The organism is Bordetella petrii (assembly GCF_020991325.1).
GTDB lineage: Bacteria > Pseudomonadota > Gammaproteobacteria > Burkholderiales > Burkholderiaceae_B > Bordetella_A > Bordetella_A petrii_E.
Genome location: NZ_JAJMLX010000114.1, coordinates 1 through 13,448 on the forward strand (window position 1 = coordinate 1; position 13,448 = coordinate 13,448).

At 65.6% G+C, this 13,448-nt stretch carries 15 protein-coding genes; all 15 read left to right on the plus strand.

All coding sequences use genetic code 11. The features are described from left to right. On the plus strand, positions 1–1,652 hold a 1,652-nt coding region (locus LPZ50_RS13045), incomplete at its 5' end, for a cobaltochelatase subunit CobN (RefSeq protein ID WP_230661910.1). A gap of 16 nt (positions 1,653–1,668) precedes the next feature. Then, positions 1,669–2,193 (plus strand): MotA/TolQ/ExbB proton channel family protein, encoded by a 525-nt coding sequence (locus LPZ50_RS13050; protein WP_230661911.1) that lies wholly within the window; start codon positions 1,669–1,671, stop codon positions 2,191–2,193. Beyond that, on the plus strand, positions 2,193–2,501 hold the full coding sequence (locus LPZ50_RS13055) for a DUF2149 domain-containing protein (protein WP_230661912.1): 309 nt from the start codon (positions 2,193–2,195) through the stop codon (positions 2,499–2,501). Before LPZ50_RS13050 ends, LPZ50_RS13055 begins: the two co-directional genes overlap by 1 nt. A gap of 113 nt (positions 2,502–2,614) precedes the next feature. After that, the gene (locus LPZ50_RS13060; protein ID WP_230661913.1) at positions 2,615–3,289 is read left to right on the plus strand and encodes a heavy metal response regulator transcription factor; all 675 of its coding nucleotides are present in this window, start codon (positions 2,615–2,617) and stop codon (positions 3,287–3,289) included. Further along, on the plus strand, positions 3,286–4,665 hold the full coding sequence (locus LPZ50_RS13065; RefSeq protein ID WP_230661914.1) for a heavy metal sensor histidine kinase: 1,380 nt from the start codon (positions 3,286–3,288) through the stop codon (positions 4,663–4,665). Before LPZ50_RS13060 ends, LPZ50_RS13065 begins: the two co-directional genes overlap by 4 nt. Positions 4,666–4,742: 77 nt before the next feature. Next, positions 4,743–5,228, plus strand: coding sequence for a cupredoxin domain-containing protein (locus LPZ50_RS13070; protein ID WP_230661915.1), 486 nt, complete (start codon positions 4,743–4,745; stop codon positions 5,226–5,228). 43 nt (positions 5,229–5,271) lie between these two features. Beyond that, entirely contained in the window at positions 5,272–7,017 is a 1,746-nt protein-coding gene (locus LPZ50_RS13075; RefSeq protein ID WP_230661916.1) for a copper resistance system multicopper oxidase, read from the plus strand. A gap of 5 nt (positions 7,018–7,022) precedes the next feature. Then, positions 7,023–7,901, plus strand: a complete 879-nt coding sequence (locus LPZ50_RS13080; RefSeq protein WP_230661917.1) for a copper resistance protein B — start codon at positions 7,023–7,025, stop codon at positions 7,899–7,901. Between the two features lie 130 nt (positions 7,902–8,031). Continuing rightward, positions 8,032–9,213: a PepSY-associated TM helix domain-containing protein gene (locus LPZ50_RS13085; RefSeq protein ID WP_230661918.1), complete on the plus strand. Its 1,182-nt coding sequence runs from the start codon at positions 8,032–8,034 to the stop codon at positions 9,211–9,213. Beyond that, complete coding sequence (locus LPZ50_RS13090) at positions 9,210–9,746, plus strand: thiamine pyrophosphate-binding protein (protein ID WP_230661919.1); 537 nt, start codon at positions 9,210–9,212, stop codon at positions 9,744–9,746. The genes LPZ50_RS13085 and LPZ50_RS13090 overlap by 4 nt, the downstream gene beginning before the upstream one ends. Then, the gene (locus LPZ50_RS13095) at positions 9,743–10,069 is read left to right on the plus strand and encodes a hypothetical protein (RefSeq protein WP_230661920.1); all 327 of its coding nucleotides are present in this window, start codon (positions 9,743–9,745) and stop codon (positions 10,067–10,069) included. Before LPZ50_RS13090 ends, LPZ50_RS13095 begins: the two co-directional genes overlap by 4 nt. A 3-nt stretch (positions 10,070–10,072) precedes the next feature. Beyond that, positions 10,073–10,687, plus strand: coding sequence for a DUF6162 family protein (locus tag LPZ50_RS13100; RefSeq protein ID WP_230661921.1), 615 nt, complete (start codon positions 10,073–10,075; stop codon positions 10,685–10,687). Positions 10,688–10,732: 45 nt separating this feature from the next. Continuing rightward, complete coding sequence (locus tag LPZ50_RS13105) at positions 10,733–11,683, plus strand: metal ABC transporter solute-binding protein, Zn/Mn family (RefSeq protein ID WP_230661922.1); 951 nt, start codon at positions 10,733–10,735, stop codon at positions 11,681–11,683. After that, on the plus strand, positions 11,680–12,423 hold the full coding sequence (locus tag LPZ50_RS13110) for a metal ABC transporter ATP-binding protein (RefSeq protein WP_230661923.1): 744 nt from the start codon (positions 11,680–11,682) through the stop codon (positions 12,421–12,423). The genes LPZ50_RS13105 and LPZ50_RS13110 overlap by 4 nt, the downstream gene beginning before the upstream one ends. Then, positions 12,420–13,325, plus strand: coding sequence for a metal ABC transporter permease (locus LPZ50_RS13115; RefSeq protein WP_230661924.1), 906 nt, complete (start codon positions 12,420–12,422; stop codon positions 13,323–13,325). Before LPZ50_RS13110 ends, LPZ50_RS13115 begins: the two co-directional genes overlap by 4 nt. The last annotated feature ends 123 nt before the right edge of the window (positions 13,326–13,448 follow it).

Sequence of the window (13,448 nt, forward strand, 5' to 3'; positions counted from 1 at the left end):
ACGCGCTGGCCGGCTTTGCCGAGCGCGCGCGTGAACTGGACCGGCGGCTGCGGGACACTCAGGAGAACGAGGCCTTGCTGGCCGGACTGGCGGGCCGCTTCGTGGCGCCCGGCGCGGGGGGCGACCCCATCCGCAACCCGGACGTGCGCAGCGGGCGCAATCTGTATGCGTTCGAGGCCGACAAGATTCCCGCGCGCGCCGCGTACGAGACAGCGTCGACCGCGTATGCGCAACTGGTGCAGGCTTTCCGCGCCGGGCATCAAGGGGCCTATCCGGCCAAGCTGGCGTTCAGCCTGTGGGCATCCGAGGCCACGCGCCACCTGGGGGTTACCGAGGCGCAAGTGCTGCATGCGCTGGGCCTGCGGCCCGTGTGGGACAGCGGCGGCCGAGTCACCGCGCTGCAGATCATTCCCGCGGCGGAACTGGGCAGGCCGCGCGTGGATGTGGTGGTGCAGGTTACCGGCGTGTACCGCGACCAGTTCGACAGTTTCATGCGCTTGCTGGATGACGCTCTGGCCAGGCTTGCCGCGCTGGACGAGCCCGGAAACCCTGTTGCGGCCAACAACCGCCGCATCGCGGCTGCCCTGCGCGATCAAGGCATGGCAGCCGGCGACGCGGCCGAGGCTGCGCGCCATCGCATCTTCGGCAATGCGCCCGGCGAGTACGGCACCGGCGTGCCCGGCCTGGCGCTGCGTTCGACAGAATGGGACGATGACGCGGTGCTAGGCCGGCAATTCCTGGCCAGCAGCCGCCATGCGTATGGCGCCGGAGCCTGGGGCGCCACCCCGGACGCCGCCAATCTGCTGGCGGAACAACTGCGGGGCACCCAGGCGGTGATCATGTCGCGGTCGTCCAACCTGCATGGGGTGTTGTCCACGGATCATCCGTTTGAATTCATGGGAGGGTTGTCCGCCGCCGTCAGGCACCTGGATGGCCAGGCGCCGCAGCTGCTGGTGTCCGACCTGCGGGCCGGCGACGCCAGGACGGCCGGGCTGGAACGCTTCCTGGCCGACGAACTGCGGGCGCGTTACCTGAACCCGCAGTGGATAGGCGCCATGCAGCAAGAAGGCTATGCCGGCACGCTGGAAGTGCTGAATGCCACCAACAACCTGTTCGGCTGGCAGGTGGCAGATCCGGGCACCGTGCGCGCCGACCAGTGGCAGGCGCTGTTCGATACCTATGTGACCGACACGCGCGGCCTGGGAACGCGAGCCTGGTTCGAGCAGCACAATCCCACGGCCCAGGCGCAGGTGCTGGAACGCATGGCGGAAGCCATGCGCAAGGGATACTGGGACGCTTCTGAGCAAACGCGCCGGGAACTGGCCGAGCGCTGGCGGCAACTGGAGCGGGAATTCAACGTGGACACCGGCGCTGCCGCCACGCGCCAGTACATCGCCGAGCTGGCGCAGGGGTTCGGCCTGGATGCCGCGCCCGCGCCGGCACACGCGGCCGCGACAGGCGCGGCGGCAGCGCCTGCGTCCGCGATGGAAAAGGCGGCGCCTGAACAGGCCGTGCGGGGCCAGGTAATGAAACCCGTCGAGCCGCCGCCCGTGCAGGACCAGCGGCAGCACTGGTTGCCACTGGCGGCCATGCTGGCGCTGCTGTGCGCGGGCGGGACATGGCAGGCCAGGCGCGGCCGCTTGATGAATTAATAAGGCGAGAATCCCAATGACTTTTTTTACCGAAATCGAAACCCTGCTGTATACCGTGTCGCGCGTGTTCCTGGCGCCCGTCATGCTGTTGATCGCGCTGGCGCTGGCTTATGCCCTGGTGATGCTGGGGGCGTTCGCCGTCGAGGCCTGGCAGCGCCGCCGCGCCTCGCATCCGCGCGCGCTGTTCGTCCATGCGCGCCGGAACGGGGGCGCCGAGGGCGGGCCTGGACACGTGGCGATGGCCAGCGATGACCTGGAACTGTGGATCATGAAACAGCTGGAATGGCTGCGCATTGTGTCGCGTTCCGCGCCCATGCTGGGCCTGATCGCCACCATGATTCCAATGGGGCCGGCACTGCTGGCCCTGGGCAGCCATGATGGCGCGGCGGTGGGCAAGAACATGGTGGCGGCGTTTTCCGCGGTCATCCTGGCACTGCTGGCGGCCAGCATCTGCTTTTTCATCCTGACCATACGGCGTCGCTGGCTGCTGCAGGACCTGCGCGACCTGGAACGGCAGCGCTTGCAGCAGGAGGCCGTGTAATGCGCTTCCTGGACGATGATGACGCGAACGACCCGATGCTGTCGGTGGTGAACCTGATCGACCTGTTCCTGGTGATCATCGGCGTATTGATGGTGACGATCGCCCAGAATCCGCTAAGCCCGTTTTCGCAGGACAAGGTAGTGGTGGTCGAGAATCCGGGCGAGGCCGATATGCGCATTACCATCAAGAACGGACAGGAACTGACGCGCTACGAATCCAGCGGCGAGGTCGGCCAGGGGCAGGGCGCGCGCGCCGGTGTTACCTACCGGCTGGACGACGGCCGCATGATCTATGTGCCGGAAGACTGACCGCCCGCGTCCATGGGCCTGATGCGCCGGAGCAAGGCAAGGGGCTTGATACCGTACTGTTGAAATGGCCGCTCGAATCGGGATTACATTAATGCCGCGAACGGAGATTTCTCATGCGTATCCTGGTCATCGAAGATGAGCCCAAGCTGGCTCGGTACCTGCAAAAAGGCCTGGCCGAACACAACTATGTCGTGGACATTGCCCGCAATGGGGTGGACGGCATACATGCGGCTTCGGAACTGGACCACGACCTGGTCGTGCTCGATGTGATGCTGCCTGGTATCGATGGCTTCGAAGTCCTGAAAAGGCTGCGTGAACGCAAGCATACCCCCGTACTCATGCTGACCGCGCGCGACCAGGTTGAAGACCGCGTACGCGGCCTGGAGGGCGGAGCGGACGACTACCTGGTCAAGCCGTTTGCCTTCTCGGAACTGCTGGCCCGCGTCCAGGCGCTGCTGCGCCGGGGGCGCAGCCAGGAATCGACCTTGCTCAGGCTGGGCGGCCTGGAATTGGACCTGGCGCGGCGCAAGGCGCATCGGGACGGCGCGCGCCTGGAACTGACCGCCAAGGAATTCACATTGCTTGCCCTGCTGTTGCGCCGGCAAGGGCAGGTATTGTCGCGGACCATGCTGGCCGAGCAGGTGTGGGACATGAATTTCGATGGCGATACGAACGCCATCGAAGTGGCGGTGCGCCGCCTGCGCGCCAAGATCGACGACCCTTTCGGCACGAAGCTGCTGCACACCGTGCGCGGCATGGGGTACGTGCTGGAGCAGCGCGCATCATGAATCGCCGCGCCCTAGGCTCGATCCAGGTACGCCTTACGCTGCTGCTGGGCCTGATCGCGCTGGTCGTGTCCAGCGTGGCGGGCTATACGCTGTTCCTGGCCTTGCAGCGCGAAGTGCAGCGCCAGGAAATGACCGAAGTGGCGGGCAAGCTCGAACTGATCCACCATCTTGTCGGCATGCAGTCGTCGTCGCAGCAATTGGATGAACTGCGGCATACGCTGGACAATATCCTGGTGGGGCACGAGAACCTGCGCGTCTGGATCCTGCGCCAGGACCAGGTGTTCTATGGGCCCCGGGCACCGCGCCTGGTCAGCCCGGTATCGGATGACGAGGTGTACATCCAGACCCACGACGAATGGCGCATGCGCGGCCTGCGCATTGGCCTGGACGGCCCGGTATTCGAGGGATATCGCCTTATCGTCGCCGTCAACCTGCGGCCCAGCGCGCAGTTCCTGTATGCCTTTGCCACCGCCCTGGTGCTGATCTGCGCGGTCTGGATCGGCGTGACGGGCTTGCTGTCGGCCTGGGCCGTGCGGCGGTCCCTGGCGCCGATCCGGCGGCTTTCGGCAAGCGCGGCGCGGATCCGCCCCGACAACCTGGCGCTGCGTTTGCCCGAAGACGGCATCGACCTTGAACTGCGGGACCTTGTCCGCGCCTTCAATGACATGCTGGCGCGGGTGCAAGCCGCCTACCAGCAAATGGAAGGATTCAATGCCGACGTGGCGCATGAACTACGCACGCCCCTGGCCACCCTGATCAGCGGCACCGAGATCGCGCTGTCCTCGCCGCGCCCGGTGGCAGAGTTGCGTGACGCGCTGGAATCCAACCTGGAAGAGCTGCAGGGGCTGAAGGCCCTGATCAACGACATGCTGTTTCTGGCGCGTGCCGACGGCGGCGAGCTGGCGGGCGATCTTCGGCACGTGCAAGTGCGCCAGGAAATCGAGCAGGTGGTGGAATACTACGAAGCGGCGCTGGACGAGGCGGGGGTGGCGCTGGACATCGCGGGCGATGCCCAGGCCCAGGCCAACCCGCGCCTGCTGCGCCGGGCAATCGCCAATCTGGTCAGCAACGCCATCGAGGCCACGCCGCGCGGCGGGCGGATCCAGGTCCGTGGCGCGCAGGCTGGGCAGATGATCGAGATCAGTGTCATCAATCCGGGCGCTCCCATCGCCGCCGATGCTTTGCCGCGCATTTTCGACCGCTTCTATCGCGCCGATCATGCGCGCAGCAGCCGCTCGGAAGGCCATGGCCTGGGCCTGGCCATTGTCAGCGCGATCGCCCGCATGCATGGCGGCAGCGCCTTCGCCAGGTCTGGCGACAGCGGATCCCAGGTCGGCTTTACCATCGCGCATCGGGCCGGCATTACAGAAAAGTAATCTTTCTGACAGGTTCTGGTGGGGGGCGGCTTCTTAAAGTGGCAGCGTCCCTATCGCCACGACCTGTGAGAAACACCATGAGCAAGACCATGAAAGCCCTGCGTCCGTGCGCCGCGGTGGCCGCGCTGCTGGCCACGTTCAGCACCCTGGCCGCAGGGGGCCATACGGGCGGCCACGGCAACGCCGCGGCGGCCGCAGTCGGCAAGCCGGGCAAGCCATCCCAGGTGACGCGAACCATCGAAATCGGCATGACCGACGACATGCGCTTCACGCCGGAAAGTATCGATGTCAAGGCAGGCGAAACCGTGAGCTTCAATGTCACGAATTCGGGCGTGATCCGCCATGAAATGGTGCTGGGCACGCCGGCCGACCTGGGCAGCCATTATCAGATGATGATGAACGACCCGGGCATGCGGCATGAGGAGCCGAATTCGGTGTCCCTGGAAGCGGGTAAATCAGGCCAGATCATCTGGACATTCGACACGGCGGGCCGGGTGGCCTTCGCCTGCCTGGAGCCGGGACATTATCCGGCCGGCATGAAGGGCACGATAACCGTCCAGTAAACCCGCACCGGGCGCGGCTGCGCGCCCCGTGGAGACCATCCCCATGACCAAAGTTGTTTCGAATCCCCGCCGCCATTTCGTGCAGGGATTGGCGGCCGGCGGCGTGCTGGCCGGCCTGGGCCTGTGGCGCCAGCCGGCATGGGCGCTTGCCAGCCCTGTACCGTCCAACGAACTGTCGGGCACCGAGTTCGACCTGGAAATCGGCCGCACGCCTGTCAATTTCACGGGGGCGCCGCGCATGGCAACCACCGTCAACGGCATGTTGCCGGCTCCCACCCTGCGCTGGCGGGAGGGCGACACCGTGACACTGCGCGTGACCAACCGCCTGGACGAGGACACCTCGATCCATTGGCACGGCATCTTGCTGCCCACCGACATGGATGGAGTGCCCGGCCTCAGTTTTCCCGGTATTCGGCCCGGCGAAACCTTTACCTACCGGTTCACGGTGCGGCAAAGCGGCACTTATTGGTACCACAGCCATTCCGGCTTCCAGGAACAGACGGGGCTTTACGGCGCGATCATCATCGACCCGTTGCGGGCCGACCCCGTGCGCGCCGAGCGCGATCATATCGTGCTGCTGTCCGACTGGACGGACGAAGATCCGATGCGCGTGTTCCGCAAGCTGAAAGTCATGCCGGACTACTACAACTACATTCAGCCCTCGGTCGCCGGCCTGGCCGACGATGCGCGGAAGAACGGCTGGCGCGGCGCGCTGGACGAACACCTGATGTGGCAGCAGATGCGCATGAACCGAACCGACCTGGCCGATGTCTCCGGGGCTACCTACACGTTCCTGGCCAATGGAAAATCGCCGGCGGGCAACTGGACGGGCCTGTTCCAGCCTGGCGAACGGGTCCGGCTGCGCTTCATCAACGGGTCGGCGATGAGCTACTTCGACGTGCGCATCCCGGGCCTGAAAATGACCGTGGTGGCCGCCGATGGCCTGCCGGTCAGGCCGGTGGAAATCGACGAGTTCCGCATTGCCGTGGCGGAAACCTACGATGTCATCGTCGAGCCCGCCGAGAACCGCCCCTACACGATTTTTTCACAGGCCATGGATCGTTCCGGGTATGCGCGGGCCACATTGGCTCCGCGCGCCGGTATGCAGGCCGAAGTGCCCGCGCTGGACCCGGTGCAGGTGCTCACCATGATGGATATGGGCATGGAGCACGACATGGCGGCCATGGGCGGCGGCGCGGCGGACCATGCCGCGATGGGCCATGGCGGCATGCCGCAAGCCCCGGACGGGGCGGAAGGCGGAATGGTGGAAGCCAGGCATCCCTATGTGTCCGAGCGTGGCGTGGGTTCCACCATGCCGCCCTCCAGGGTGTCTACACGGCTGGATGATCCAGGCGTGGGCCTGCGCGGCAACGGCCGCAAGGTACTGACCTATGCCGACCTGCATTCCATGGTCGAGCCCGCCGACAACCGGCCGCCCACCCGCGAGATCGAATTGCACCTGACGGGCAATATGGAACGGTATATGTGGTCATTCAACGGAAAGAAGTTCTCGGACGCCCGGCCGATAGTCCTGAAGTTCGGCGAGCGCGTGCGTTTTGTGCTGGTGAACGACACCATGATGACCCATCCCATCCACCTGCATGGGCTATGGAGCGACCTGGAGTCGCCGGACGGCAATTTCCAGGTGCGCAAGCACACCATCAGCCTGAATCCGGCCCAGCGGGTCAGCTATCGCGTCAACGCCGATGCCAGGGGCAACTGGGCCTATCACTGTCACCTGCTGTACCACATGGAAGCGGGCATGTTCCGCGCCGTTGTCGTGGAGTGAATCGAATGGCGAACTTGAAGATCGACCAGGCGCGCGCGGCATCATTGTTCAGCGGCGCGCTGCTTGCCCTGTCCGCCGCGGTTGCGGCAGCCCAGGGGCATCCAGCGTCCCACGCCGGCATGGATCATGGGTCCATGCCCGGCATGTCCACGAGCCATGGCCAGGCCGGCGCGCCCGTGGGCTCGCTGCCGGCCAGCGACGGCTCGGCCGCACAGGGGTACGCAGCCTACGGCATCCACCCGCACATGATGGATGATGCCGTGACCAGTTATCTGCTGTTCGACAAGCTGGGCCTGGCCCACGACCGCAACGGCGACACCGGCCTGCAATGGGACGGCGAATTCTGGATCGGACGCGACCTGGACAAGCTCTGGATAAAAAGCGAAGGCGATCGCGTCAATGGCAGTACCAACGGCAAGGTCGAGGCGTTCTGGAGCCACGCATTCTCGCCATATTGGGACTGGCAACTGGGCGCCCGCCGCGATTTCGGCACGGGCCCCAAGCGCAATTGGGCCGCCTTCGGTGTGCAGGGCGTTGCGCCATACAACATCGAAACCGAGCTGACCGCCTACGTGGGGGGCTCGGGGCGCAGCGCGCTGGCGTTCAAGGCCGAGTATGACTTATTGCTGACCCAGCGCCTGGTCCTGACCCCGGAACTGGAAGCCAGCATGCATGGAAAAGACGACAAGGCGCGCGGCATCGGGGCCGGCCTGTCCGATGCCGCGATTTCGTTGCGGATCCGCTACGAAATCAGCCGGCAGTTCGCACCTTATGTCGGCGTATCGTTCGGCCGCAAGTTCGGCAAGACCGCCAGCTACGCCAGCGAAGCGGGGGAAAGCCGATCCGAACGCGCCGTGCTGGCCGGCGTGCGGATCTGGTTCTAGCTCGGTGTCGCAGGCCTGATCCGGACCTGTTTAAGTCCAGATCAAGATAATGAGATCCATTCTTGATAGAATTACGAGTTGACCTATCCTGCGGGGGATGGGTCCGTATTCGACTTTTGGGGATCTCCGAATGGCTAAGCCATCGCGTTCCAAGCTTTGGTTTCTGGTCCACAGTTGGCTGGCCCTGCCAATCTGGATCTTTCTGTTCTTCGTGTGCGCCACCGGCACCATCGCGGTCATCAGCCAGGAAATCGTCTGGCTGATCAATCCGGCGGTGCGCGCGCAGGCGCCCAGCGACGACGCGCAGCGCCTGGGTTACCAGGCGCTGGTTGACGCCATCAAGCGTCAAGAGCCCAACGCATCGGTGCAGCGGCTGTCGTGGCCCGAAGAATCGCAGTTCGCGCTGACCGCCAGCGTCAGTTATCCGGGCGCCAAGAACACCTCGATCTATGTGAATCCGTACACGGGTGCGGTGCAGGGGCCCGCGCTGGAATTCGACCTGCGCCAGTTCATGCGGGCCTTGCACGGCTGGCTGCTCATTCCCTTTACCAATGGCTTCAGTTGGGGCTGGTACCTGGTGTCGTTCCTGGGCATACCCATGCTGGCCTCGCTGGTGACGGGCCTGGTGGTGTACAAGCGTTTCTGGCGCGCGTATTTCCAGAAACCCCGGCTGCGCACCGGGCAGGGCGGACGCATTTTCTGGGGCGACTTCCACCGCCTGGCCGGTCTGTGGTCGGTGTGGTTCGTGCTGCTGATCTCGGTCAGCGCCATCTGGTTCCTGGTGCAGGCCATTCTGTTCGATACGCACACCACCATTTCCACCGAAGGGGTGCCGGCCATCGTCGCGCGCGACCAGGTGCCCACCGTGGCTCCCGGCGAAACCGTCCAGCGCCTGCCGCTGGACGAGGTGGTGGCCGTGGCCCAGCGCGAACTGCCGGGGCTGGAAGCGCAGCATATTTTCTTCCCGGGCAACGCGTATGATCCGGTAACCATCATGGGGCGCGGCGCCTACCCGCTGATGTTCCAGCATGCGCACGTCAACCCATACAACGGCAACGTGGAAGACATCCGCAGCCTGTCCGACCGCAGCAACCTGGAATTCTTCACCGAATCCATGCGGCCCCTGCATACCGGCGACTTTGGCGGTTTCTGGCTGAAGGTGGTGTGGTTCCTGTTCGGCCTGCTGCTGACCATGATGTCATTGAGCGGCATGCTGATCTGGACCAAGCGCACGGCCAAGGAAACCGCCAAGGCGCTGCGCCCGGCGCGCGCGCGCCGGCCGGCTGTCGACCCCCGCGAGGTAACCGAATGAGCAAGACATCGACATTGCAGGCGGCCCCGCCCAACGTGGGCTGGCGCCGTTGGCGCTTCCACTTGAGTGCGCTGTTGCTGATCCTGCCCATTTTGTACCTGCCCAAGTATTTCGATAACCTGGCCTTGAACCGCGGCCTGATGGGCCTGGGCCAGCGCCCCGCGGGCGAGGTGCAGGTGGGCCCCTGGCAATTGCAGATGGCCGAATGGGAAGTGGGCCCGCCCAAGTCCGACCCGGCCGGGATGGTCAAGACATTCACCATGGCTCAGTGCGAGAATTGCCAGGATCAGATCCGCGCGGTGTATCTGCGCGTGGGCAAGCCCCGCAGCCTGCGTGCCGCGGGATCCATTTTCTTCGGCAGTCCGCACCGGGCGTTTGCCAGTCTGCCGATTCCCGTACAAACCGCGCCCGATGCCGACATCTGGATAACGGCGGAAGGCTGGGACGGTTCGGTGCACCAGGTGGCCTGGCCGATTGCGTCGGCTTCGCCGGCCACGGCCGATTGGCTGAAGAAACAAGGAGCAAAGCAATGACCCCCGTTTCCCCCAAACAGGCATGCCGCTGGCTGCTGGCCATGTCGCTGGCTGCCAGCGCTACGGCCTTTGCGCACAACCCCATGGCCGAATGCAAATCGGCATCGGGCGAGCAAATCCAGTGCACCGGCGGCTTCTCCGATGGCAGCGGCGCGCCCGGCGTCACCATGGACGTGATCTCGTACGACGAACAGATCCTGGTGCCGGGCAAGCTGGACGACGACTCCAAGTTCACGTTCAAGCGCCCCGAGGGCGAGTTCTACGTGCTGTTCGATGCAGGCCCTGGCCACGTCGTGGAAATCGACCACGTGGACATCCAGTAAGGCATGCCAGTCCAAGTTGTGCGCCCTGCCGGGGCGGGGCACGAAACACTGGCTGTGCTGCTGGCCAGCCTGCTGATCGTTGCCGCCGCTGCGGCCTATATAGGCCTGCGCCCCGCGCGGGTGGATAGCGTGGCGCTGGCCGCCACCCAGATCGATGCGCGGCGCGACCTGACCCCCGCGGAACAGGGCGTATACGCCGACCTGCGGGTGGCCTACGACGAAATCGCCTTTGCGCTGCAGGGTGGCGAAACATTGCCGTCCGCCGCCGAGCTTGCCAGCCAGGGGTTGCCGCCCTTTGTGGCCGACAACAGCAGTGCCGCGCGTGGCGGGCACCGCTGGAGTCTGCAGCACCAGAACGGCCACGCCGTTTATCTGGGGCTGAGCGCCGATGCCGGCCTGGCCGGCTCGTTCGCCATGCGCGTGCCCGCCGCCGCGGGCGGGCAAGATCCGCATGCGCACCCTGGCCATACCCATGACGAACTGATGGACGTCTGGCTGAACCGCGACGCCGCGGCCAGCCTGCCCGACCCGGCCGACGATGCCGCGCTGGCCGCGGCGGGATGGCGCCAGGTGGTGGCCCAGTTCGATGGCGGCGTCACCCGCCAGGGCAACCCCTGACGCGCTGCGCCGCTTACCTTTCCGACACCGATTTCCCAGATCACCATGCCTTTTTTTTCGTTCTCCGCGAAGTTCCTGCGCCGCGGCGCCCAACTGGCCGGCCTGCTGCTGTTGTCGGCCGTGTTGTTCGGCACCGCCCACGCCCAGGAAGCCAAGCGCCTGCGCATTGGCATCACCCTGCATCCGTACTACAGCTATGTATCCAACATCGTGGGCGACAAGGCCGAGGTGGTGCCGCTGATGCCGGTGGGCTTCAACCCGCATGCCTACGAGCCGCGTGCCGAAGACATCAAGCGTATCGGCACGCTGGACGTCATTGTGCTGAATGGCATCGGCCATGACGATTTCGCCGAACGCATGATCGCCGCGAGCGAGAAGCCGGACATTCCCCTGATCGAAGCCAATGCGCAGGTGCCCCTGCTGGCCGCCGTGGGCATGGCGGCGCGCGGCGGCGGCGATTCGGGCAAGGTGGTCAATCCGCACACTTTCCTGTCCATTACCGCGTCCATTGCCCAGGTGAACACCATCGCGCGCGAGCTGGGGCGCATCGACCCCGCCAACGCCCAGGCTTACATTGCCAACGCGCGCGCCTACGGCCAGCGCCTGCGCAAGCTGCGCGCCGATGCCCTGGGACAGTTGGTGTCCGCGCCCAATGCCGATCTGCGGGTGGCCACCATCCATGGCGCCTACGATTACCTGCTGCGCGAATTCGGCCTGGAAGTGACGGCGGTGGTCGAGCCCGCCCACGGCATCGAGCCCAGTCCGGCCCAACTGAAGGGCACGATCGACGAGCTGCGCGCCCTGGACGTCAAGGTGGTGTTCTCGGAATTGAACTTCCCTTCGTCGTATGTGGATACCATCCAGCGTGAAACCGGCGTCAAGCTGTATTCGCTTTCGCATATTTCCTATGGCGAGTACGACCCGCAGCAGTTCGAGCGCGAAATGAAGCAGAACCTGGCCACCGTGGTGCGCGCCATCCAGGACGCCGGGGCATGAGCGCCGGTGCCGCCGGTCCGGCGCTGGCCTTCGACAATATCTCGCTGACGCTGGGCCGCACCGCGATTCTGCGCGACGTGTCCTTCACGGTGGCCCCGGGCAGCGTGCATGCACTGGTGGGCCCGAATGGCGGCGGCAAGAGTTCCCTGGTGAAGGCCCTGCTGGGGCAGATGCCGCATCGCGGCACGCTCAGCGTGGACTGGCCGGGCGCGCGGGCCGGCATCATCGGTTATGTGCCGCAGGCGCTGGAATTCGACCGTGGCCTGCCCATGACCGTCAACGACTTCATGGCGGCCATGTGCCAGCGCAAGCCGGCGTTTCTGGGGCTTTCCCGCAAGCGTGGCGACGCGATCGCCGATGCCCTGCTGCGGGTGGGCATGCACGACAAGCGGTCGCGCCGCATGGGGGCATTGTCGGGCGGCGAACGCCAGCGGGTGCTGCTGGCCCAGGGGCTGGTGCCGCGCCCCTCTTTGGTGGTGCTGGACGAGCCCATGTCCGCACTGGACGAGGCCGGGGTGCGGGTGTTCGAGGAACTGCTGCAGAACTGGCGCACGCAGGGCGTGACGATCCTGTGGATCGAGCACGACCTGGAAGCGGTGGGTCGGCTGGCCGACCGGGTTACCGGCCTGAACCGCCAGGTGCTGTGCGACGGGCCGCCGGCTCAGGTGCTGACCCCCGACCGGCTGTTGAACCTGTTCTCGACCCGCGCGCACCCGGCCCTGCAGGAGCAAGCCGCATGATCGCTTTTTTCGACAGCTTGCGGCAGTGGTTGCAAAGCGGCGCCGAAGCCGGTTTCCTGCCCAGTTCGCTGGGATACGGCTTCGTCATCAACGCCTTGCTGGCGGGCCTGATCATAGGCCCGGTGCTGGGCGGGCTGGGCACGCTGGTGGTGGTGAAGCGCTTCGCGTTTTTCTCGGAAGCCGTGGGCCATGCGGCCCTGACGGGCGTGGCCATCGGGATCCTGCTGGGAGAGCCGTATACGGGGCCCTACGGCAGCCTGTTCAGCTACTGCCTGATCTTCGGCATTCTGCTCAACTTTCTCAGCAACCGTACCCAGCTTACGCCGGACACGCTGATCGGCGTATTCCTGTCGGTATCGCTGGCCCTGGGGGCAAGCCTGCTGCTGGTGCTGTCGGGCCGCATCAATATCCACATTCTCGAGAATGTGCTGTTCGGGTCTGTGCTTACCGTCAACAGCACCGACCTGGCGGTGCTGGCCTGCGTGGCCGTGCTGACCATGGCCCTGGCGCTGCCGAACTACAACCGGCTGATGCTGGCCAGTTTCAACCGGCAGCTGGCCGCGGTGCGCGGCGTGCCGGTCAAGGCCATGGATTATCTGTTCGTGATTCTGGTCACGCTGGTGACGGTGGCTTCGGTGAAGGTGATCGGCGCCATTCTGGTGGGGGCGCTGCTGGTGATTCCGGCCGCCGCGGCGCGCATGCTGGCCCAGTCCTTGAAGGGATTCTTCGCCCTGTCGGTGGTGCTGGCGCTGGTCAGCACCCTGGCCGGCATCATGTTGCCCATTGAACTGGAACTGCCGGTGCCCTCCGGCGCCGCCATCATACTGGTGGCGGGCGTGCTGTTCGGCGTGGCCACGCTGGCGCGCGGCCTGCTGCCCGGACTCAAAGGAAACGCAGGATGAAAACGAAGTTGCGATATGCCGCGCTGGCCCTGGCTTGCGCGGCGGCCCTGGGCACCGCCCAGGCTCAGGAAGCGGGCAAGTCCGGCCGTTCTTCGCGCGCGGAACAAGCCGCCGCGCCCGCGG

Bases quoted from the DNA above. Each gene is read 5' to 3' on its own strand.
- LPZ50_RS13050 (WP_230661911.1), top strand. From the start codon at position 1,669: ATGACTTTTTTTACCGAAATCGAAACCCTGCTGTATACCGTGTCGCGC.
- LPZ50_RS13055 (WP_230661912.1), top strand. From the start codon at position 2,193: ATGCGCTTCCTGGACGATGATGACGCGAACGACCCGATGCTGTCGGTG.
- LPZ50_RS13060 (WP_230661913.1), top strand. From the start codon at position 2,615: ATGCGTATCCTGGTCATCGAAGATGAGCCCAAGCTGGCTCGGTACCTG.
- LPZ50_RS13065 (WP_230661914.1), top strand. From the start codon at position 3,286: ATGAATCGCCGCGCCCTAGGCTCGATCCAGGTACGCCTTACGCTGCTG.
- LPZ50_RS13070 (WP_230661915.1), top strand. From the start codon at position 4,743: ATGAGCAAGACCATGAAAGCCCTGCGTCCGTGCGCCGCGGTGGCCGCG.
- LPZ50_RS13075 (WP_230661916.1), top strand. From the start codon at position 5,272: ATGACCAAAGTTGTTTCGAATCCCCGCCGCCATTTCGTGCAGGGATTG.
- LPZ50_RS13080 (WP_230661917.1), top strand. From the start codon at position 7,023: ATGGCGAACTTGAAGATCGACCAGGCGCGCGCGGCATCATTGTTCAGC.
- LPZ50_RS13085 (WP_230661918.1), top strand. From the start codon at position 8,032: ATGGCTAAGCCATCGCGTTCCAAGCTTTGGTTTCTGGTCCACAGTTGG.
- LPZ50_RS13090 (WP_230661919.1), top strand. From the start codon at position 9,210: ATGAGCAAGACATCGACATTGCAGGCGGCCCCGCCCAACGTGGGCTGG.
- LPZ50_RS13095 (WP_230661920.1), top strand. From the start codon at position 9,743: ATGACCCCCGTTTCCCCCAAACAGGCATGCCGCTGGCTGCTGGCCATG.
- LPZ50_RS13100 (WP_230661921.1), top strand. From the start codon at position 10,073: ATGCCAGTCCAAGTTGTGCGCCCTGCCGGGGCGGGGCACGAAACACTG.
- LPZ50_RS13105 (WP_230661922.1), top strand. From the start codon at position 10,733: ATGCCTTTTTTTTCGTTCTCCGCGAAGTTCCTGCGCCGCGGCGCCCAA.
- LPZ50_RS13110 (WP_230661923.1), top strand. From the start codon at position 11,680: ATGAGCGCCGGTGCCGCCGGTCCGGCGCTGGCCTTCGACAATATCTCG.
- LPZ50_RS13115 (WP_230661924.1), top strand. From the start codon at position 12,420: ATGATCGCTTTTTTCGACAGCTTGCGGCAGTGGTTGCAAAGCGGCGCC.